This is a genomic window from sulfur-oxidizing endosymbiont of Gigantopelta aegis, from assembly GCF_016097415.1.
Lineage (GTDB): Bacteria > Pseudomonadota > Gammaproteobacteria > GRL18 > GRL18 > GRL18.
In genome coordinates, this window is the sequence record NZ_JAEHGE010000001.1 from 3206896 (window position 1) to 3228309 (window position 21414).

Sequence of the window (21414 nt, forward strand, 5' to 3'; positions counted from 1 at the left end):
GAGTATATTGTAGCGCACAAGACTCCCATCGTACAATTTCCCAAATTATTCATCATACGATTTGGCTAAAATCACTTCATTTTCCCACACTCCCATCATAAGATATTTTCCCCTAGCCACACTAAAATTATACGTTCAACCAAACTGCATTATAGTGCACACCAAATTATCATCGTCTTTTTTTAGTAAAATAATGATTTCAGTGCGTGATTAAGCTAAGAAGAGATAATTATAAAATAAATGGGATTGGCTAATTCACCTGTTGCTTGATGAGTTCTTCATGAGAGCGCCAGTGAGGTTGAATTAAGATATTATTGACATGCTGAATCGAAACGTTCCGCTTGCCTTCACTACAAGCTTCAATCAGACTGCCATAACAGAGATTACGACATAATCGCAGATTGCCTTGAGCGGAGCGTATGATAAACTCCGTCGCTGCACTATCAAAGGTATTTAAGCCCATATAAAGCTTAATCAATATTATTTATTATATCTTGAAGCCGTTTAGCAATAAGTTCTACATTAGGAGCCTGCATCATGGTGAGATGATTACCGACAACATCAATTAATTCAAAGTCATTCATTGCTAATTGCATCCAGCTTGACTCCGGATTAGCAGGATTAAGTTCATCTCGGCTCAAGGCTCGAAAATACAAAATATCGCCTTGATACCGCTTTGTTTGATAGGTAAACATTGCACTCTGATTTGCCTTAAACATAGTCAGATAATGGCGCAACTGCTCAATCGAAGTATCCGGTAACAAACGACTTGCTAATTGTGCATGATTCAAGAATAGCTCTAACTGTTCTTCTTCATTTAAATCCGCTAATTGTTCGCTATAAATTATCGGTGGCTGCTTTAATAGTAATGCGGCATTGTAAAGCTTTTCCAGCACACCATTCTTTGATTCATAGGTCGGCGCTATAGCAACGGTAAGTGGCGTAACCCCAGCAAGTATACATCCCCAAAAAACAGGAAAAAAATCTTCCAGCGTTGCCAATTGCAAAATAACAACATCATTTGCCTTAAGACCTTCTTTTTGTAGCCCAGAGACAACCGTTTTTGCTTTTATCAGTAGTTCATTATAGCTTTGAAAAACATCAGAGCCATCTTGTTGCACGAAAATAATCCCACTATCCGAATGTTTTTGTGCTGCAAATAAACCCTCCGATAATGTCATTGGTAAATGAGACTCATTAGTTAATAATAATTCTCCTTCACTTAATGCAATGACATCAGTTTTCTCTCCCTCTTCGTAATCAATATCATCAATATCTTCCTGGGACATTTCTGTTTTCCAAACTGGACATAAGTGTGATAGATGCAGTGGTTCACATTGATAGTCTTTATATTGTGCAAGCACTGAATAATCTAATAGTTCAGGCGTGTCTTCTAGTTCATGACTCCATGATTCGAGCAATTGCTTATTTACAACAACAAGCGGTAACAACTGCTTGTCATCTATTTGTCCAGACTCTGTTAATGGCATATTAGTAATAGCGATATATGCTTCCGGCAATATGCTATTTGGCAAACAAGATTTGAGATATTGGCGCAAATCATTTGCAATAAATTCAGCATCTAAAACAATGTAAGCCACAAGCTGCCGCCCACTTTCATGACATTCTTTAGCAAGTACACGGCAATCAATAATATTAGGATAAGCAAATAAATTGTATTCTATTAACTCTGGAAAGATAGTTTGTGTGCCTATAATAATTTCACGGTCATATCGATATTCGAGTATACTCATTTGTTTTACCCTTTTTTATTACTGATGTGTCAACACTTTTCCGGACAGTTTTCTAAATATTTTTTTGGCTGTTTCAAGTGATTTTTGTCATTTTGTATTTCCTATCATTTTAGTTTCTCATGTTAACTTTAAACAGATGAAGAGAAAGGGCTTTGCCCTCTGGAACGATAGAGCCGTTCCATTCACCCAAGGTATTTTCACAACGGTAATGATCCTGTTACAATATCTTCACGGCACAGGCTGAGGAGCCGATGGCCGTCAACGGTAATGGGCGGCATTTATGTCGCCTTTTACCCCTCTTCAATCAATCGATTTAAGCTATTTCCTGCTGTATTTCATAATCGACTGGTGACAAATAATCATTAGCCGAATGAAGTCGCTCCCGATTATAAAATACCTCAATATATTCAAATATTGCCTGCTTTGCTTCTACTCTGGTTTTGAATCGACAATGGTGCGTCAATTCAGTTTTCAAACTATGAAAGAAGCTCTCTGATACAGCATTGTCCCAGCAATTTCCTTTGCGGCTCATAGACTGAATTATGTTATGATCCGACAATATTTTTCTATGACTATCAGAGGCATATTGGCTACCTCGGTCAGTATGCCAAAGCAATCCATCCATTGGTTTACGCTTCCATATGGCCATCAGTAAAGCATCATTGACTAGCTTGGCTTTCATTCGCTCATCCATCGACCAGCCAACAATTTGCCTAGAGAATAAGTCAATGACAACCGCTAAATATAACCAGCCTTCCTTGGTGGCAATATAGGTAATATCACCCACATAGTAGCGATCAGGTTGAGAGACAGTAAACTCTCTTTCCAGTAAATTTGGAGATATACGCTTATTATGCTTGGAATTAGTCGTCGCTTTAAAGCGTCTCTTCGTTTTACAAAACAAACCGGCTTTTTCATTAATCGACCAATTCTCCGGCGGCTTATATGAACGCCTTTTTCAGCCAGTTTTCTTTTTAAGACGACGGGTTCCATAAGTCTTGCGACTGTCTTCAAACAGTTTTTTAGCTGCTCAGTAAGCGCTTCATTTTCTTTCTCTCTATCCGTTTTAGGAGAGCTAACCCAATCATAATAGCAACTACGGGAAACATCCATAAAACGGCACAGAATCGTTACCGGGTAATCTTTAGCCTGATCAGTTATCCATGCGTACTTCACAAAGTTTCCCTTGCAAAGTACGCTGTGGCCTTTTAATAAATCACGCTCCTGAATCACTTTTGCCAATTCTTTTTCAGACGTTTTACTTCATCATAAATGTGTTCATCACTTCTATTGGCTACCGTCTTCACCGGTTTGGAATATTTACTGATCCAGGTATGTAGAGTATTTACATTAACACCTAGCTCCCTGGCAGTCTGAGAAACGGGTTGATCCGTCTCATTAGCTAATTTGACAGCTGATTCTTTAAATTCTGATGTATAGCTTTTATTCGGTTTTTTTGTTTGATCATTCATTTTAGGTCACACTTTTTATCTTTTAGTTATTTTAAGTTGTGTGTCCGGTTAAGTATAGCCACATTAAATTTCTTCAGTCATATAAAAGGCTGTTTTTAGTTTAAAGAAACTATCGATCATGCCTTCGAGAATTTTGACCATGCCTTTTACTTTAATTTCAAGATTCCAACGCATCGAGAGAGAATCAGCCAATTGTAAGACTTCCTCGTCATCAAATGGTTTTTTCAAGTACAATAAGCGATCGGTAAATCCAACTTGTTTCACAATATCTGATACTGGTGCATCTGAATACGCAGTGACTATAATAATTTCAATTGTGGGGTCAATGTTGCGCACCTCACGCACTGTTTTTATACCATCCCAACCCGGGGGCATACGCATATCAGAAAATAACACGCTATAGGGTCGTCCTTCCGCAATAGCTTGTTTAACCATTTTGTAACCTTGTTCACCCTGGCTGGCTGTATCCACATCAAAAATACGTTTTTCCGGCTCATCTACATCAGTGATATCATCACTCAATAAGTCATTCAATAGACTTAAAGTAGACTCTTTAGCAGATGATTTTTTTGGACTTAATATTGATTCAAAGATACTCAATATATTGGGGTCGTCATCAATGATTAATACACGATTATTATAAGGCATGGTTTTTCCTTTATACCGGTAATACAATAGTAAATTGCGCGCCTTTACCTTCACCAACACTTGTCGCTTTAATCTCACCGCCAATGCTGGTTAGAAAACTGGCACAAAAATGCAGGCCAAAACCTGAACCATCTTTTTTAGATGTATAGCCAAAATCAAAAAATCGTGCTTTCATCGCTGGGTCAAAGCCTAGACCACTGTCTTTTATTGTAATAATAACATTCTGCTTCTCGACATAGGCCTTCAACAGAATGTGCTTGTCACTCTGAGGATTAGCATCAATGGCTTCATAAGCATTTTTTAATAAGTTGACCAGAACTTGTAATAACTTTGATTCTTGTATTTTCAGGTAAGGCACTTCTGCTATTTCTTTCACAACTTCAATATTACGACGTTTAATTGACTCACTTTGCATACTAATTGCGTCATCAATTATACGTGAGATGTTCACATCACAAAGATCGGCTTTTAAATGTGAATAACGCATGTGTAAGGCTATGATACTGGCAATATGTTCCTGCTTGTCTCTAATATTTTCTACATCACTGATGTTTTGTGCATATTCTTCTTCTAAACCATCCGGTAAGACTTTAATGATTTTTAGTAATTTTTGTTTTTCGTCTTCTGCTAGTGGACAATCAGGAATAGCTATTTCTAAGGGTTGTAATATTTTTCTTAGATGATTACGTAAGGGGCTTTTATCTAAGCGTTGCAAGAGCATCGATACTGCAATTTTTGATGGTGTTAGGGTATTACCAATATTATGTAAAACACCCACTGATAGCTCAGCGATTCCGGCTTCGTATTCTTGTTGTAAAAGCGTATTTTTTGCTTCCTCAAGTTCCATACTTAATTGCTCGACTTGAGTCTTTACGTTTTCATAGTCACTATTATTTTTATTTTCCATAGTCTTTTTGCTTGCCCATAGTTTCCAAAAATATGAAGATAATAAATCCTATCCTAATGCTATTTATTTATAATCTATGTTTTTATTCGCATACGGAATTTTAATGGTAAAACAAGTTCCTTTTCCAAGTTCCGATACCACTTGAATCGAACCATTATGATCTTTGGTTACAATAAAATAAGATAACGAAAGCCCAATTCCTGTACCAATACCCACTTCTTTTGTGGTAAAAAAGGGTTCGAAAATTCTTTTTTTATTTTCATCACTGATACCGGGGCCATTATCTTTTATTTCTATACAAGCATGATTATTTTCCTGATAGAGCCTGATATGAATTTTAGACTGATGTGACTCTGGCATATCTTTCATGGACTGTGCGGCATTTCTTAGCAAGTTCATAATAACCTGTTCCAACTTGGTTTTTTTGCAGGCTATTGCTTCCATTTCAGTATCATATTGAGTCTGTATATCAAAATCTCGAAAATGATAATTTTTTTTCATATCATAATCATTCATTGATAAATTAATGGCTTCATCAATCAAGTCTGATAATTTTTCTACCATCGTTGAACTACTTTGATGGCTGAAGCTGAGCATACTCTTTACTAACTTGGACGTACGACCACCACATTCTCTGATACCATCAAGCAATTGGATGATGCCACGCTGTTGTAGATAGTCATGAATAATTTCCATCGTGACATTACAGGCTTCTGCTTGTTGTTGATTTTTTTTGTTATCCACTGCAACCCGGTTTGTGATCACCTGAGCATTTTGCATAATACTACCCAAGGGGGTATTAATTTCATGTGCCATGCCTGCGGCCAGACCACCGACCATAAGCATTTTATCCGTTTGCAATAAGGCTTCTTCCAACTTAACTCTCTCACTAATATCATCAATACGAATAACAGCACTATTCTTTAATATACTGGATTCTTCAGTGATAGAAATAGGATAAATAATAATATCACAGAGAATGGATTTATCATGAAAGTGAAAGTTAAATTTTTCTTTTGTTTCAGTCGTAGAACGAATGACAGCACGATAAATCAAGTCATTGATACCTTCTAAAACAGGTAGAACTTGTTCTATGGGTTGTTTGAACACGCTTTCATAACTGAGTCCTGTAAAAATTTCAGTTTGAGTATTCCAGTGTGTGATCCACCCTTCACCGGTTACTCCAATCAACATTGATGGCATTGAGTTAATCATACCATCGAGGTATTTCCTCATTTTCAGGTTTTCATTTAACAGTCTTTTTATTGCACCTTGTTGTTGCTGTTCTTGTTTATAGAGTTGCCATTTAGTGGTTAGTTGCAGTGCAATTTGCGCCAACTCATCATTATCAAAAGGCTTTCTTAGGTAGAGTAGTTTTTCTGGATGGCCAATTTTATTGACAATATGACTCCGTGAAACATCAGCATAGGCTGTGACTATGACAATTTCTATATCGGGATCAAGTTCACGTATTTTTTTTGCTGTTTCGATACCATCCCATCCCGGAGGCATCCTAATATCAATAAAAGCCACTGCATAAAACTGAGATAAGGATTTTTTTTCAAGTACCTCTTTATAGGCATTTTCACCCTGAGAAAAAAAGCTTAAATCATAATCTGCGATATGATCATTCGGCTTCAGCACATCTTCGTCATTGTCTTTTTCATCAGTATCATCATCAAAGAGGTCTATTAATTGATTTAAGTCTGTTTTAGGCAGAGGTGCAGGCGTCAGAACTGTTTTATAAGCTGTCCATAATTCATGGTCATCATCAACAACCAATATTTTCTCTCTAGTCATGTTCTTGTTGTCGATTGTTTAACATTTCTTTAAACGTCTGAGCATTGACTGCTGGACTATAATAATATCCCTGATATGAGAGACACCCTTTGGCTTGTAATAGTTCAAGTTCTTCTTTTGATTCCACTCCCTCGGCGATAACATCAAGTTCCAAATGATTGCCCATCGAAATAATCATTTCCACAATGGCTTCATCATTACTGTCAGTACTAATATCCTTAACAAATGAGCGATCAATTTTTAACTGATCGATGGGTAATTTTGTCAAATAACTCAGCGATGAATAGCCTGTACCAAAATCATCCAATGAAAAATTAATCCCCATGATTTTTAGTTGTTGCATTTTTTTGATAATATCATCAATATTTTCAATAACCGTCCCTTCTGTTAACTCTATCTTCAATAATGAAGGGGGTAATTTAACTTTCTTAATAATTCCTTTTACCAAAGTAACAAAATTTTTATGTCTAAATTGCAATGGGCTTACATTGACTGCAAATTGATCATTATCGTTTAATAATTTCTGATCGTACCATTGCTTTATTTGCTCTATTGAGGTTTCTAATACCCACTCGCCAATATCTAGAATCAAGCCTGTTTCTTCTGCAATTGGAATAAAATCAGCAGGCGACACCCAACCACGCTCGGGGTGTTGCCAACGCAACAATGCTTCTGCACCGATGATTTTATTATCAGCCATCATGACTTGAGGCTGATAGTAAAGCATCATTTCATTTTTTATTAGTGCCTGACGTACATCTTTTTCAATTCTTAAACGTTCATCTACAGCTTTTTGCATATCTGGCAGATAAAACTGGCAGTCATTGCCTCCTTGAGTTTTAGCGCGGTACATGGCTGTATCAGCATGTTTCAATAAGTCAGTAGCACTATCGCCATCTTCAGGAAAAAAACTAATGCCAAGGCTGGCAGTCATAAAGTAATCATGTAGTTTAAGCACATAAGGTCGAGATATTACATCACTGATTTTTTTCGCTATCATTTGTGCATTCTGTGCTGCAACATCAACAGATTCTTGTTGTTCTAAAAGCAATATCACAAATTCATCACCGCCAATACGGGCAATCATATCTTCTGAGCGCATTAAGTTTTGCAAGCGCTTACCCACTTGTATTAGTAATTCATCACCAATAATATGACCCAGTGCATCATTGAGATTTTTAAAACGGTCAAGGTCAACAAATATCAATGCACCATGCCAGCCATGGCGCACAGTAATGGTGATATCTTGTTCTAAACGACGTAATAACATTGAACGATTAGGTAAACCCGTTAAGGAATCATGATAGGCTAAATATTGAATTTCTTTTTCAGCATCAAACTTTGCCAGTCCCATACTTAAAATATCTGAGATTCTCGACATAAAGGACTTTTCATTTTCTTCTACCTGACAATTAGGGGGATAATAAATAATAATCAGAGCAAATACAGCACCTTTTAAATAGGCTGGGGCAACACAAAAATGATGTTCAGTCTTATGATTTTCGAGTAAAGATTTCTGTTTGGATGCATGATATTGATGGAATAATTCCTGAGCAAAAGCCGGATTTTTACATTGCTGTTGATGCGCTTCAGAAAGATGACAACCATAGGCTAATTCCATGGTTTTTTCTTTGTTCGATTGGGTGAATAAAGCCCCTTCAATGCTTTGCTGATTACAGGAAAATTGCTCCACCATGGCTTTGATTGAAGCTAATAAAAACTCATTTTCATCTTTAGATTGTAAGCTCAACTTTAACAGTTGAGAGACAACTTGTTCTTCTAAATTTGCTCGTTTTATATGCTTTTGATTGTCCAGCAAGGTGGCATTAACTTGTTTTAATGCCAGGGTTCTTTTTTCAACTTCTTCCTCAAGGTGAGTCTGATAGTGACGCGTTTTATTTAATAGCTCTACCCGTTCAAGGGCCTTATTAACTGCATACTCTAAAACAGACAGGTCTTCAATCGGCTTGAAGATATAGTCCCATGCTCCCTGACGCAGGGCTTCTGCTACATCACTGATAACACCTGCACCGGAGATAATTATTATCGGAATTTCAATTTTATGCGCTTTTACCCAACTCAATACCTCTAAACCCGTCATTTCCGGCATATAGAGATCCATCAGAATCAAGTCTGGCTGATGTTGGAGAATCATCTCTGTACCGATACGACCATTTTCTGCTTCTTTGATATTAAAATCGCAATCTTCAAGAAAAAAGCGAATACTATCGCGAAAATATTTTTCATCATCTATAAGCAGTATATTCTTATTTTCTATCAGCATTGCTTAACCCATATCGTCCATTTTTATGCTAAGTTCATATTTTTCAAGTATAGTCACACATTCAATTTCCCACAAGTTTAGTGGGTAATATCTGAGGGATCCCCACGAATTTTTTAACAAATGTCAACAACTTGTTGCGTAAAATTTGAAATATTTTCAAAAACCATTTTAATTTCCTTCTTTTTAATTTTATACCGTTTATCTCGAATAATTTGAATCCCAATATAAACGTTAGAAAGCACAGTTCTATGCCTGATTGTATTGGCTTGTAAGTCATAGTGATATTTTTTATTCACAGCAACTTTGCCAATACACCAAAGTAAAAACTGTGTCAGTGCTGCGACTAATAATAAATTATTATATCGCTTTGCAGATTTAGATTTTGCTTGTGCAAGACCAATACCATACTGTTGATTTTTTGTATCTCTGAAACCTTCTTCAATTTGCATGCGAAATTTATACAGCCTAACGACTTTCTTTGGCTTGTTGATTTCTTTAGGTAAATGAGAAACTAATAGCCAGGGTTGTTTTGCTTTTTAGAATAGTAAAGGCTCTTTGCATCTTGAGAAATTCCTCCACGTTTTTCTTTTTATGTTTTCCTTTTCAGTCCCATGAAATAAAGTACCCTCACAAGGAAATGCTGTGCTTTTGCTATAGAAGATCGTACCTAATCCTGTTGGCGTTGTGGTCGCTTGCTTCATTATAGTAGTACAACCTTCAAATTTTTCACCCTCTAATGAGATCTGTACATTGCCCCGAACTCGACCAACCCAAAACCATCCCTTTGCTTCAATTGTTTCAAACCAGGGTGTTTTAAAAATTGCATCGGATAAGATAATGGGTTGGCAACCCTCTGGCAATATTGCTTCAAGTTCATCCAGAAAAGTATTATGAACCTGAGTATTATTCAATTTCTTTTCTTCGAAACATTCTTCATAAATAGTAAGTGAACGACCACCCATTGGTATGGATATTCTGAGTAGTTGAAAAATTTCACTACCTGGTATTGGCGACCAATCAGCTATAAGAACAGGGTGCTTTTGTTCACCAACCAATTGCAATGTCAAATACTGATAGAGATCTTTACGTTCATTGTGCAGGTGTATATTGCCAATTAATCTGTCCATTCTTTTGATATCATGCTTTGTTTTCGTTTTTGAATGAGCCCTCAAGTTTCTGCCCAAGCCAGTCACTGTTACCTGATGCTCAGATATTGCTGAATTAACACCTGCGATGAGTGCCTTTAATCTGATTTTATGCATATCAGGGCATGCAGATAATAATTTTTTATGTAATAATTGTGTTGCTTTCATGGCGTTCTCCAAATTGCTTTGTGGTGAACTAATTTGATCATAGTTCGCCATGAAAGTCGATCAATTTCTAAAATTTCAACGAGTTACTAAAAAAATTCGTGGGGATAACTCAGGGGTAATATAGCTAACTTGTTCCAACCAACTATCTGCTTTTTTCTGGTATTTTTTATATCCTAATGCTTTCTTTAATGCTTGCTGTGCTTTTTTGGGCTCTTTGGCATAGTAAGCACTAATTCCCTGTAGTAAATAAGCATGCCCTTTTGAGCTTAATTTTTTTGTTTGGGCAAGTTCAAATTTCTCATAGGCCGCTTGCCACTTACCTTGTTCCATTAGTAGGCGTCCTATTTTAAATACATATTGACCATTTTTAGGCTCTAGTTGAGCAATTTTTTGCAATGTTTTGATTGCCTGATCATATTCCTGAGCCATAATCCAGGCATCCACTAATTTGAGCTGATTTTCTTTATTTGCCTTTATAGCACCTGATAGTAAACTGGATTGTAATAATTCTGCGGCATGAAATGGTGAATCAACGTATAAATATAAATTAAACAAGCGAAGATAATCTTCCTCCACATTGAGTATCTGCTGTTTGTTAGCCAACTCCAGCACTGATAACGCCAGCCTGGGTTGCTGAGTTTGCATATAAAGTCCCGATAATTGCTGCCAGTCTGCTTTATTCGGTGGATAATTTTTTATTAGAACTTGATACAATTTAATTGCCTGATGATAGTTTTTTTGTTGTAAATATAAAGAAATGGATAATTGATACCAGGATTTTGGTATTGCCAGTCGGCTCTTTTTCTGTGCTTTAATGGCTTGATTCACATGCTTAATTGCTGACTTATATTGCTTGTCTTGAGAAAATACCGTCGCAGCAAAAATATGTTGCTGCACAGTAATTTTTCCCTTGCTTAAAGCCAGCCAGCCCTTTAGTGCTTGTAGACTCTTCTTAAGTTTGTTTTCTTGTAAATACAATTGTGACAAATTGTAGCGGATATTACGACTGATAAAATTGGGTAAAACCTTAAGGGCATTGGCTTGTTCTAAATAAGTAATAGCAGAATAATATTGCTCTCTTTGTATTGCAAGCTGTGCGGCAGTTTGCAAGAAAATTGCCTGAGTATAGGCATTATGCTTACTCGCTAAAAATTGTTCCAGTTGTTTGTTGGCTTGAGTCAGTTGATTTTTTTCAATCATTTTATGGATTGACTGGAGCTTTTTATAATGGCGTTCCGTTAGCGTGCCACTTGCATAAAGATTGCAAGAAAAAATGATTAGACTAATGAGTATGATTAGTGCTTTCAATTGCGCTATGATTCTGTGTATGCTCATTTGCTTAGTTTAAAATTAATTTGCTGTTGTGCTGTTCTAGAGACAGCCTTACCAGCAACTATTTTAGGACGAAAACGCCAGCGTTTCATTGCTTTAATGGCCGCACGATTAAAAATATTTTCAGGTTTTGCTGCTAACACCTTAACGCTTTCAACTCGTCCCGATTGATTAATTAATATTTCCATTTTCACCCAACCCTCAATACCAATTCTAGCCGCTCGGGAAGGATAAATCGGAGCAATTCGAACCAAGGCCACCACTTCTTCATCAAGCATAATTTCGTTGATGATAGATTTATTGATGATAGCTTTGCTCTCATTGCTAATAGGGGTTGCTAAAGTTTGATTCGGTGTAAAGTCACCTAAATAAAGTGCCTCATTCAGGTTCAGTTGTGTCTTAATTTTTGGCATAGGGGAAACAATAGGCGCAAGTTGTGGTTTCATCACCTGTAGCGGGGGAAGTTTAGGTGCTGGTGGTCGATTATCAGGCAAGTCGGGTTGTTTGGGAGGCTGCACTTGCTGCGGCTTTTTTTCTGTCGTCTGCTCACGGATCAGGCGGACAAAATCCAGCCCGTTTAAGCTTATCGTACTCTGTTTTTCTACTTGCTTAAATGTCAGCATTTTTTGCATCACAACAAACAAAAGTAAGGTAAATAAGGCACCAATAACAAAGGTGCTGAAGTAGCGTATGATTGGCATAGTTATGTTTTATTAATACAATATATAGGATGGGCACTGCCCACCAAAAGAGTTAGCGTTAATTATTCATAAACCAAGCACTAAGATGTCAAACAGCTAAGGTTTGCTTGCTGCAATGGATATATTACTAATACCCGCCAAACGCACTTGATCAATAACTTTAATTAAAACCCCAGTCTGGGCAACCGCATCTGCCTGGATAATCACTGAACCCTCTGGGTTTTGTGCCTTAAGTCGTTCAATGTTCGCTCTGACTGAGTGTGTTTCTACTTGACGCCTATCAATCCAGATAGTACCTTTTTTGGTAATGGCCACTAAAATGTTGCCCTGTTCATGACGTTCGGCTGTTTTTGCTGTAGGTCGATTAATTTCAACCCCCGTTTCTTTAACAAATGAGGTGGTGACAATAAAAAAAATCAATAGAATAAATACCATATCAATCATTGGGGTCAGGTTAATGTTAACCGGACGTTTCATTGGATTGTTGATATGACGTTTTCTCATTTTTGATCACTTTCCTGGTCGGTCATTTTATCTGTGACTTGCAGCATTTTTTGTTCTGCCTGTTGCTGCAACAAACTACTCATAAACAAGCCTGGAATAGCACTTAACAAGCCTGCTAAGGTAGTGATTAAGGCCTTAGAAATACTGGCGGCTAAAGCTCTGGCATTGCCAGTCCCATAGAGATTTAAAATCTCAAAGGTTTCGATCATTCCGATCACAGTACCCAGTAGCCCTAAAATAGGCAAGAGTTCAACTGACACATGAATAGTACTAAGATGTTGATTCAGCCGACTATGTAACTTTGCCAAAATCATTGTTTTAATACTCTTGGCATACCATGATTGGTGCTCTTTTCTTTCCTGCCAGGGACGTAATTTTTGTTCTGCTAACAAGGGGAAATTGTAGCGAAAAAACCAATGGCGCTCTACGACCAACATCCATAAAACTATATTAAGAAAAAAAATACTCCATAAGACATAACCACCCGAATACATGAAGTCGAGTAATTGCCAGATTGCATTCTGTGCTAGTTGTAAGTATTCACTCAGCATGGCATCTATTCGTTCCGTATGAATATATCGACATCAGGCTTGCGGATCATTTTGCTCAGCAAGTTGCGCTATATAACCAGCACTTTCTTCATCCAGTATTTGGATCAGTCGATTACTTTTCGTTTGCAAAAAGCCATGCAACAATACTGCAGGCACGGCAACAATCAAACCCAGCCCCGTTGTCACTAATGCCTGTGAAATACCTCCAGACATCAGCTTAGGATCGCCAGTACCAAATAATGCAATTGACTGAAATGTTTCTATCATACCAATCACAGTGCCCAGCAAGCCTAATAAGGGGGCTACCGTGGCAAACAGTCCGAGCATAACCAAACGACGTTCCAGCTTCGGTGTTTCTGATAAAATAGCTTCATCTAGTTTCAAGCTCAATGTTTCAATTGAGTGCTGCGCTTTAAACTGATGGTATACCGTCATGATTCGCCCCAGAGGATTGTTCATGGATGGCTGATTGGACTTTCTTTGTCTGGTCATTTTAAAACCAATCGTTGCTAAATAGAAATAACGCTCCAAGGCGATAAGCAAGGATAAAGTGCCAATGAATAAGATAATATAACCAATAATGCCACCCTGTCTGATCCGTTCTTGAATATCCGGCATCTGGCTAAGCAGTGAGAGCAGCGTGCCTCCTGAAGGATCAATAGCCAATGCTATTTCACCTTTTTGGGATGTATTAGTCGCTATTTCCAATTGTGTAATCTGATTAAGAAAACGTTGTGGCGGTTGTTGATTAAGTTCTACCAGTTGATTGCTTTTTCTCAAATATTGTAAATAATGTCCATCACTCAAACTGTTAAATTCACCAATACGGGTAACAAGTCGTTCTTCTTCATTACCCTCAGCAGTGATTATCATTTGTTTGAATTGAACATTTTTACCTGACTGAGTCATTTGTCGCTGCATTTCATACCAAAGTTGTTTTAAATCGGTAATGGCGGGCAGTGAACGGCTATCTGATAATTGCTTTAGTAGAATGCCGCGCTGTGAATACTGAATAGAGATGATAGAATTATTAAAACGCGCATAGGTTTCACCTGATATCTGTCTGACAACACCAAACAACTCACCCAGATTAGCTCCTTTTTGGCTTATATTAACATCGATGTCTGCCAGTTTTTTATCATTGTTCTGCAATTGTTTTTTAAGTGTTTCTGAGCGTTGTAGTGCCAGCGCTAGCTCTTCTTTTACCTGTGCTAATAATTTTTTTCGTGCATGATGCTGTTGCTTAAAGCGCTGTTCCCGGGCTTTATTTTTTTTATCACTGAGCAGGCCAGACTGTTTTACCTCTTTCAAGAGTGTATCTAAGTCATTCGCCTTTGAAAAAGCCCATTGAGTCCAGACTAAAGTGGTGAAGGCAATAATCATTAATAAGCAATTACGTTTATTTATCATTTTTCTTCCTCCACTCTTCGAGGAATACTAACCGGTAAAGTAATAAATTCAGGTGCCAACTGTTTTCTAGCCATGCGCAAGCCATGCTCTAGTGAGGCGTAATATTGAGATGACAGAGGTACGTATTGCGCTTTATCTTTAGACCAGTAAAAAGAATTTTTTTTATCCAGACTTTGATAAACTAACACCACCCGTCCCATACGAAAATAATTCACTACCGCATTGTACTTTTCTGGATGACTGCCCTGCCATGTTTCAATGGTATGACCATATTCCATTTCTTGTAAAAATGTTTCCATGATCTGACGGTATTTTTCTGCACTGCTGACATCCGATTGATCCATTAATTGTTTTAACTCTCTGACGTTTTCTGAACGTTCTTGTACTAGAAAGGGCATGTCTAATTGAATAAATTGCTCTAATGTATTTATCATTTGCAACATTAAGGGCACTATCGCTTGTTCAGTTTGTTCTATACTATTGAGTTGCTGAGTGCGCGTGATGACTAAATCATTTTGTGATTGAACTAATTTGCTGAGTTGTTGGTTGTATATTGTTAGGGTGTTAAGTTGTTCAGAGACTTGCTGATATTCATGTAACATATCAGTTGACTGTTCACTGAGCATGTTAATTTTTTGTTGAGATTTTATTGCCTTATTTTGCACCTTGTTTTGAGCTTCAATGTTGGCTTTAAGTGTAGCTGCATTGAGAGGATTCAGACTGATAAAAATCAATAAGCATAAACTCAGTATAAGTATTTTTATTGGCTTGTTCATTATGATTGCAAAGCCCCTAAAAGCAATACTTCCATTTCTATTGCAGGCATGGGTCTGGCATAAAAATAGCCCTGAATATTTTCACAACCATTGCTGACTAGAAAATCCTTTTGTTGCATCGTCTCCACTCCTTCCGCAATCACATCTAAATTAAGGCTTTTGGCTAAGGCTATCACTGCACGGCTAATACCGGCATCTTCATCATCACTCGGCAAACCTCGAATAAAGGATTGATCTATTTTTAGTTTATTAATAGGCAAACGTTTTAGATAGGAAAGCGATGAATAGCCCGTGCCGAAATCGTCCACAGATATGACAACACCCATCGCACTGAGTTTTTCCAAAATAGCAATTGCATCCTCAGGATTAGACATAATCTGTCCTTCGGTCACTTCCAAACCCAGCCATTCAGGCTGGAAATTCATGGTCTTTAATATTCCCTGCAAGTATTGTGTAAACTCCTTGGTATAGAGTTGCTTAATCGCGAGATTTAAAGAAAGCACACCTGGATTTAAACCTTTCTCATGCCATTGTGCCACTTGTTTGATCGCCGTTTTCATGACCCATTGATCGATGGGCACAATTAAGCCTGTTTCTTCTGCAATGGGGACAAATTTATTCGGTGGAACCATATCCGATTCCGGATCATTCCAACGAATTAAGGCTTCCATGCCTATTATTTTTCCGGTCACAGCATTGACCTGTGGCTGATAATACACAACAAACTCTTCTTGCGCTAAAGCCTGACGTAACTTTGTTTCCATCACAATATGCTCAAAAGCTAATGCCGTCATTTCTGATGAATAAAACTGAAAATTATTACGACCTTCGTCTTTTGCCTTATACATCGCTGCATCTGCATATTTAAGTAAATTGTGCATATCTATATCATCTTGGGGATACAGGCTAATGCCAATACTGCTTGAAACAAAGAGTGTATGTTCATCAATGTAAATGGGTTCTGCCAGACTTTGCAGGATTTTTTTGGCTAATAAAGAGGCATCTTGTCCTCGTTCCAGTTCTTCAATTAAAATAGTAAATTCATCACCGCCTAGCCGGGCAAGACTATCTTCTTTACGGATCGCATTTTTTAAACGCGTTGCCACTTCTTGTAGCACTTTATCGCCTGTCACATGCCCAAGTGAATCATTAATTTTTTTAAAGCGATCCAAGTCGATAAAGAACAGTGCTAATTCATTATTCTGTCGTTTAGCTCGTTCGATGGACTGTGATAAGCGGTCATTGAACAATACTCGATTGGGCAGTCCTGTGAGTGCATCATGATGTGCCTGATAATCTAAGCTATTTTTTTGTTCATGGAGTTTTTTTCTGTGGCTTTTCGTTCTTCAATATCTTTAAACACCGTATGTAATACTTGCTTGCCATCTATAACAATAGGCGTTAGAGTCACTTCGATCCAAATATCAATATTATTTTTTGTTAAATGCTTCCACTCAAATGTATGCGAACCATTTTTAACGGCTAGCGCGATCATTTCATAAGATTTCTCATCACTCTTTCGCCCATCAGGCTGAAATTCTGGAGATATTTGTGCCGGTTCAAGATTTAAAACCTCTTTTTTAGAACCCCGCCTGAGAATTTTTAGTGCTGATTCATTACAGTCAATAAATTGATTACTTTCAATGTCCAGAATTAACACGCCACTCATGGTTTTTTTAAAAACCAACTCATAGAGTTCCTTCTGTTCGTCCAGTGCTTGCTTCTGATATAAAATGGCCTCTTGTGATTCTTTCAACGCTTTATTTTGTTGCTCTAAATCATTCTCTGCCAATTCTCGACTCTCCTGTAGGAGTAAGACCCACCAGACCAGCGTACAAACCATAATTGAGATTAGAAAAAAGAAGGTAATAAAAGCTTGCTCAAGATAAATAATCGAGTCATCCGACATGACTTCAAGTTGTGCAGAATAAACCATCCAGGCAATGACTGCCAACAGAAACAAAAGTCCGAAGCTAATGCTGATAAAATCCTGAAGCCTTAAACAAGCCTTAAACGAAACCTGACCAGCACTGAGTTTATGGCACCAATATGCCAGTTTTTTTCTCAAAGAGAATTCACTTTTTTCTTTACAAGCATCATGGCAAAGTGAATCCAATGAGCAGCAAAGAGAACAAATTTTCACCTCATGAAAAGAGCAATAGGCCATGTCTTCCTGCTCATATTCGTTATCACACATTTCACATTGATGCGTGACAATGGCATTTGCTGGCGAGCGATGATGAGTGTCTTTATATAAGTCATTGCTGCGGGCAATATAATATTTTCCGCCACTGAACCAGGCAAACAAGGGGGATAAAATGAAAGCTAAGAACATTGCAATCAATGCCGAATAACTTTGCGCCATATCACCAAGAAAGCCCATAAAAGCAATAATGGCGACTATTGAGGCAATGCCCATACTACCGACACCCACTGGATTAAAACTGTATAAGTGGGCGCGTTTGAATTCTATTATTTTGGGACTCAACCCAAGGGGTTTATTAATAATCAAGTCCGCCGTGATCGCGCCAATCCATGCAATAGCGACATTGGAATACAAGCCGAGCACTTTTTCCAACATATAAAAAAGACCGAGTTCCATTAATAATAGCGCGATAGCAATATTAAAAACCATCCAGACAACGCGACCCGGGTGGGAATGTGTGACTCGAGAAAAAAAGTTTGACCAGGCCAATGAGCCAGCATAAGCATTGGTTACATTGATCTTGATTTGGGAAATGATGACAAAAAAGGTCGATGCCGCCAAGGCAACTTCGGGGTTCTCAAACACATATTGATAGCCTATGTAGTACATCTGTATCGGTGTTTTTGCTTCATGTAATGATAAGCCCGCCAATAAGACGACACTGGCTAGAAAAATACCTCCCAACTGTTTTAGAAAGCCCAGAATAATCCACCCCGGCCCGGCAAGTAGCATGGCTGCCCACCACTTAAAACGATTATGCTTTTCCAATGGTGGCATAAATCGAAGGTAGTCAACCTGTTCACCAATCTGCGCAATGAGCGATAAAGAGATACCGATAGCGAAGCCAAAGTAATAAAAATTAAACTCTGAACTCTCTGAAATGCTGCCCGTGAAACCAAGCATCGCCGTTATTGCTTCTGGCTCTTTAAGCAACACGGCAATAAAGGGCAATAGCATCATGGTGATCCAGATTGGCTGGGTCCACATTTGTAATTTATTAATAAAAGTGATGCCATAAAACACCATGGGAATAATGATGAGCGAGCTAAAAAGGTAGCCCCACGCCAAAGGCAGACCAAAATAAAGCTCCAGCGCCTGCGCCATAATGGCTGCTTCAAGCGCAAAAAAGATAAAGCTAAACGAGGCATAAATAAGTGATGTAATGGTAGAACCCACATAGCCAAAGCCCGCACTTCGAGTGATCAAATCTATATCGATATTATAGCGAGCAGCGTGATAGCTGATGGGAATCGCCGTTAAAAAAATAATGACTGATGCAGTGAGAATAGCCCAGAATGCGGTTTGAAAACCATAGTGAATGGCAATAGTCGCACCAATGGCTTCCAATGCCAGAAACGAGATACTGCCCAATGCTGTATTAGCGATGAGAAATTCTGACCATTTACGAAATGATTTGGGGGTATAGCGCAGCGAATAATCTTCCAGTGTTTCCGTTGCAACCAGGTGGTTATACTGGCGACGCGCATTTTTTAATGCTTTGATGTTATCTTCCTTGCTTGATCATGCAGGCGGTTTAAATTCTTATATTTAAATATACTACAAATTTTGAAATTTTATACTTTGAAAGGAAGTTTTAACTTAGTATTGAAAGACTAAAGACGAGTCAGAGTGGCCACGATAGCAAGCAATCTCAGATTACGCATAATATCCGCCAAATGGGTTCTATCACGTACAGACAAGGTAAAATCGAGGGAGTAGAGCTGATCTTCTCTATCAGCGGTCACGACATGCTCAATATTAGCTTCGCAATCTGCAAGTGCTGAGGCGATGGTCGCCAAGACACCTTTTCTGTGTTCAACTACCACTCTCAAGGTCACACTGAATTCAGCACTGATATCATCACTCCATTCAACATCAATCCATTTTTGAGCTTGTTTAAGATAATCTTTAGCATTTTTACAGGACTTGGTGTGAATAACAATACCACGCCCTGAGCTAATAAAACCGACAATTGGATCACCGGGAATAGGATGGCAACAGCGTCCATAATGAACCACCATCCCTTCTGTGCCTCGAATATTCAATAATGGCCCATGCTCTTGACGCGCCTGATCAAGCGCATCACTTTGCTCTGGTAATAAGTGCCGCACAACTAACTGTGGAATACGATTACCCAAACCCACTTGATGTAATAATTCATCCATTGAATTGAGTTCATAGTCTTTTATCACCCGTTCAATGCGACTTTGAGATAAGTCTTGTACCGACATATTGACGTTGCCCAGGCACTTGTTCAATAAACGAGTTCCCAAGGCAATGGACTCATCGCGTTGGAGATTTTTCAGTATATTGCGTATGCTACCACGCGCCTTAGCTGTAAAAACAAAATTCAGCCATGAAGGATTGGGCGAAGCACCCGGTGCGGTGATAATTTCAATGGTCTGACCATTCTTCAATTGCGTGCTTAAGGGCGCATGTTGATGATTGATTTTACCGGCAACACAAGAACTACCCACATCGGTATGTACGGCATAAGCAAAATCAACGATGGTTGCCCCTCGGGGTAATTCCATGATCAGCCCTTTGGGCGTAAAAACATAGACTTCCGACGGAAATAAATCAACTTTAACACTTTCTAAAAACTCAATGGAGTCACCCGCATTTTGCTGCAAATCCAATAAACTTTTCAGCCATTCTCTAGCCTTGGCCTGAGCAATTACGCCGCCGTTATTCTCGCTTTCTTTATAACCCCAATGAGCGGCAATACCATTTTCTGCGACGCGATGCATATCACTTGTGCGCAGTTGAACTTCAATGGGTACGCCAAAGGGGCTGAATAATATAGTGTGTAATGACTGATAGCCATTAATTTTAGGGATGGCGATATAATCTTTGAATTTTCCAGGAACTGGCTTGTATAATGCGTGAACAGCGCCTAATGCACGGTAACAGCTATCAACAGTATCGACCACAATCCGAAAGGCATAGACATCATAAACTTCTGAAAAAGGCAGATTCTTATTCTGCATTTTTCGATAAATACTATACAGGTGTTTTTCTCGCCCGAGGACGTCACATTGGATACCTTCATGTGATAAGCGGTTTTCCAGCGCTTCCTGAGTTTTTTTCACCAGGGTCTTACGATTGCCACGCACTTTATTAACAGATTCTTTTAACACTCGATAGCGCATGGGATAGTAAGCTTTAAAACCCAGCTCTTCCAACTCATGACGCATTACATTCATGCCCAAGCGATTAGCAATCGGAGCATAAACGTCTAGTGTTTCACCGGCAATGCGACGAGCTTTATCGGCCCGCATAATGCCCAGAGTACGCATATTGTGCAGACGGTCAGCCAATTTGATGAGAATGACCCGAATATCCTTCACCATCGCCAGAATCATTTTACGAAAACTTTCCGCCTTGGCTTCTTGCTTGTTGTCAAAATGAATATGATCTAACTTGGTGACACCATCGACAATTTCGGCGACTTCTTCGCCAAAGAGTTTGGCAATCTGTTCTTTATGGGTTTCAGTATCTTCGATGACATCGTGCAGAATAGCGGCAATGAGAGTGTTTTCATCCATGCGCATTTCAGCCAGAATCCTGGCCACAGCAATGGGATGATAGATATAGGGTTCACCCGTCATCCGCGTTTGCCCTTCATGGGCTTCGGCACCAAACAGATAAGCATGGTAGACAGCACTCACCTGATCTTCATCGAGATAAGCGTTCAGCATGGCGCAGAGATCACTGATGAGAAACAATAGCTGGAGTCCCTGTCAGAATTTGATA

Annotated in this window: 17 protein-coding genes and 1 pseudogene; all 18 read right to left on the reverse strand. The window is 38.5% G+C overall.

Annotated elements, in window-relative coordinates:
• Positions 1-250: 250 nt before the first annotated feature.
• The 18 genes and pseudogenes from JEU79_RS16400 to spoT all read right to left on the reverse strand — a co-directional run bounded on the left by JEU79_RS16400 (position 251) and on the right by spoT (position 21386).
• Complete coding sequence (locus tag JEU79_RS16400; protein ID WP_198264961.1) at positions 251-478, reverse strand: hypothetical protein; 228 nt, start codon at positions 476-478, stop codon at positions 251-253.
• A complete protein-coding gene (locus JEU79_RS16405; RefSeq protein ID WP_198264962.1) occupies positions 471-1754 on the reverse strand; it encodes a non-ribosomal peptide synthetase in 1284 nt (427 codons plus the stop codon). Before JEU79_RS16405 ends, JEU79_RS16400 begins: the two co-directional genes overlap by 8 nt.
• Positions 1755-2067: 313 nt before the next feature.
• A pseudogene (locus JEU79_RS16410) lies at positions 2068-3226 on the reverse strand (IS3 family transposase).
• 63 nt (positions 3227-3289) lie between these two features.
• A complete protein-coding gene (locus JEU79_RS16415) occupies positions 3290-3874 on the reverse strand; it encodes a response regulator (RefSeq protein WP_198264963.1) in 585 nt (194 codons plus the stop codon).
• A gap of 10 nt (positions 3875-3884) precedes the next feature.
• The gene (locus JEU79_RS16420; RefSeq protein WP_198264964.1) at positions 3885-4781 is read right to left on the reverse strand and encodes a sensor histidine kinase; all 897 of its coding nucleotides are present in this window, start codon (positions 4779-4781) and stop codon (positions 3885-3887) included.
• Between the two features lie 63 nt (positions 4782-4844).
• Positions 4845-6581: a hybrid sensor histidine kinase/response regulator gene (locus JEU79_RS16425; RefSeq protein ID WP_198264965.1), complete on the reverse strand. Its 1737-nt coding sequence runs from the start codon at positions 6579-6581 to the stop codon at positions 4845-4847.
• Positions 6574-8865: a GGDEF/EAL domain-containing response regulator gene (locus tag JEU79_RS16430; protein WP_198264966.1), complete on the reverse strand. Its 2292-nt coding sequence runs from the start codon at positions 8863-8865 to the stop codon at positions 6574-6576. The genes JEU79_RS16425 and JEU79_RS16430 overlap by 8 nt, the downstream gene beginning before the upstream one ends.
• A gap of 113 nt (positions 8866-8978) precedes the next feature.
• A complete protein-coding gene (locus tag JEU79_RS16435) occupies positions 8979-9356 on the reverse strand; it encodes a transposase (protein WP_198266049.1) in 378 nt (125 codons plus the stop codon).
• Positions 9357-9401: 45 nt separating this feature from the next.
• The gene (locus JEU79_RS16440; protein ID WP_198264967.1) at positions 9402-10178 is read right to left on the reverse strand and encodes an IS4 family transposase; all 777 of its coding nucleotides are present in this window, start codon (positions 10176-10178) and stop codon (positions 9402-9404) included.
• 75 nt (positions 10179-10253) lie between these two features.
• Complete coding sequence (locus JEU79_RS16445) at positions 10254-11378, reverse strand: tetratricopeptide repeat protein (protein WP_214660607.1); 1125 nt, start codon at positions 11376-11378, stop codon at positions 10254-10256.
• Between the two features lie 131 nt (positions 11379-11509).
• Positions 11510-12211 (reverse strand): energy transducer TonB, encoded by a 702-nt coding sequence (locus JEU79_RS16450; protein ID WP_198264969.1) that lies wholly within the window; start codon positions 12209-12211, stop codon positions 11510-11512.
• A gap of 96 nt (positions 12212-12307) precedes the next feature.
• Positions 12308-12715 (reverse strand): ExbD/TolR family protein, encoded by a 408-nt coding sequence (locus tag JEU79_RS16455; RefSeq protein WP_198264970.1) that lies wholly within the window; start codon positions 12713-12715, stop codon positions 12308-12310.
• A complete protein-coding gene (locus tag JEU79_RS16460; RefSeq protein WP_198264971.1) occupies positions 12712-13266 on the reverse strand; it encodes a MotA/TolQ/ExbB proton channel family protein in 555 nt (184 codons plus the stop codon). Before JEU79_RS16460 ends, JEU79_RS16455 begins: the two co-directional genes overlap by 4 nt.
• 33 nt (positions 13267-13299) lie before the next feature.
• Positions 13300-14676: a MotA/TolQ/ExbB proton channel family protein gene (locus tag JEU79_RS16465; protein WP_198264972.1), complete on the reverse strand. Its 1377-nt coding sequence runs from the start codon at positions 14674-14676 to the stop codon at positions 13300-13302.
• Positions 14673-15452, reverse strand: coding sequence for a DUF3450 domain-containing protein (locus tag JEU79_RS16470; protein WP_198264973.1), 780 nt, complete (start codon positions 15450-15452; stop codon positions 14673-14675). The genes JEU79_RS16465 and JEU79_RS16470 overlap by 4 nt, the downstream gene beginning before the upstream one ends.
• On the reverse strand, positions 15452-16702 hold the full coding sequence (locus JEU79_RS26685; protein WP_246540338.1) for a putative bifunctional diguanylate cyclase/phosphodiesterase: 1251 nt from the start codon (positions 16700-16702) through the stop codon (positions 15452-15454). Before JEU79_RS26685 ends, JEU79_RS16470 begins: the two co-directional genes overlap by 1 nt.
• Before the next feature lie 47 nt (positions 16703-16749).
• Positions 16750-19029: a PAS domain-containing protein gene (locus JEU79_RS26690; RefSeq protein ID WP_246540339.1), complete on the reverse strand. Its 2280-nt coding sequence runs from the start codon at positions 19027-19029 to the stop codon at positions 16750-16752.
• Positions 19030-19271: 242 nt separating this feature from the next.
• On the reverse strand, positions 19272-21386 hold the full coding sequence (gene spoT, locus JEU79_RS16480; protein ID WP_246540340.1) for a bifunctional GTP diphosphokinase/guanosine-3',5'-bis pyrophosphate 3'-pyrophosphohydrolase: 2115 nt from the start codon (positions 21384-21386) through the stop codon (positions 19272-19274).
• Positions 21387-21414: the final 28 nt, after the last annotated feature.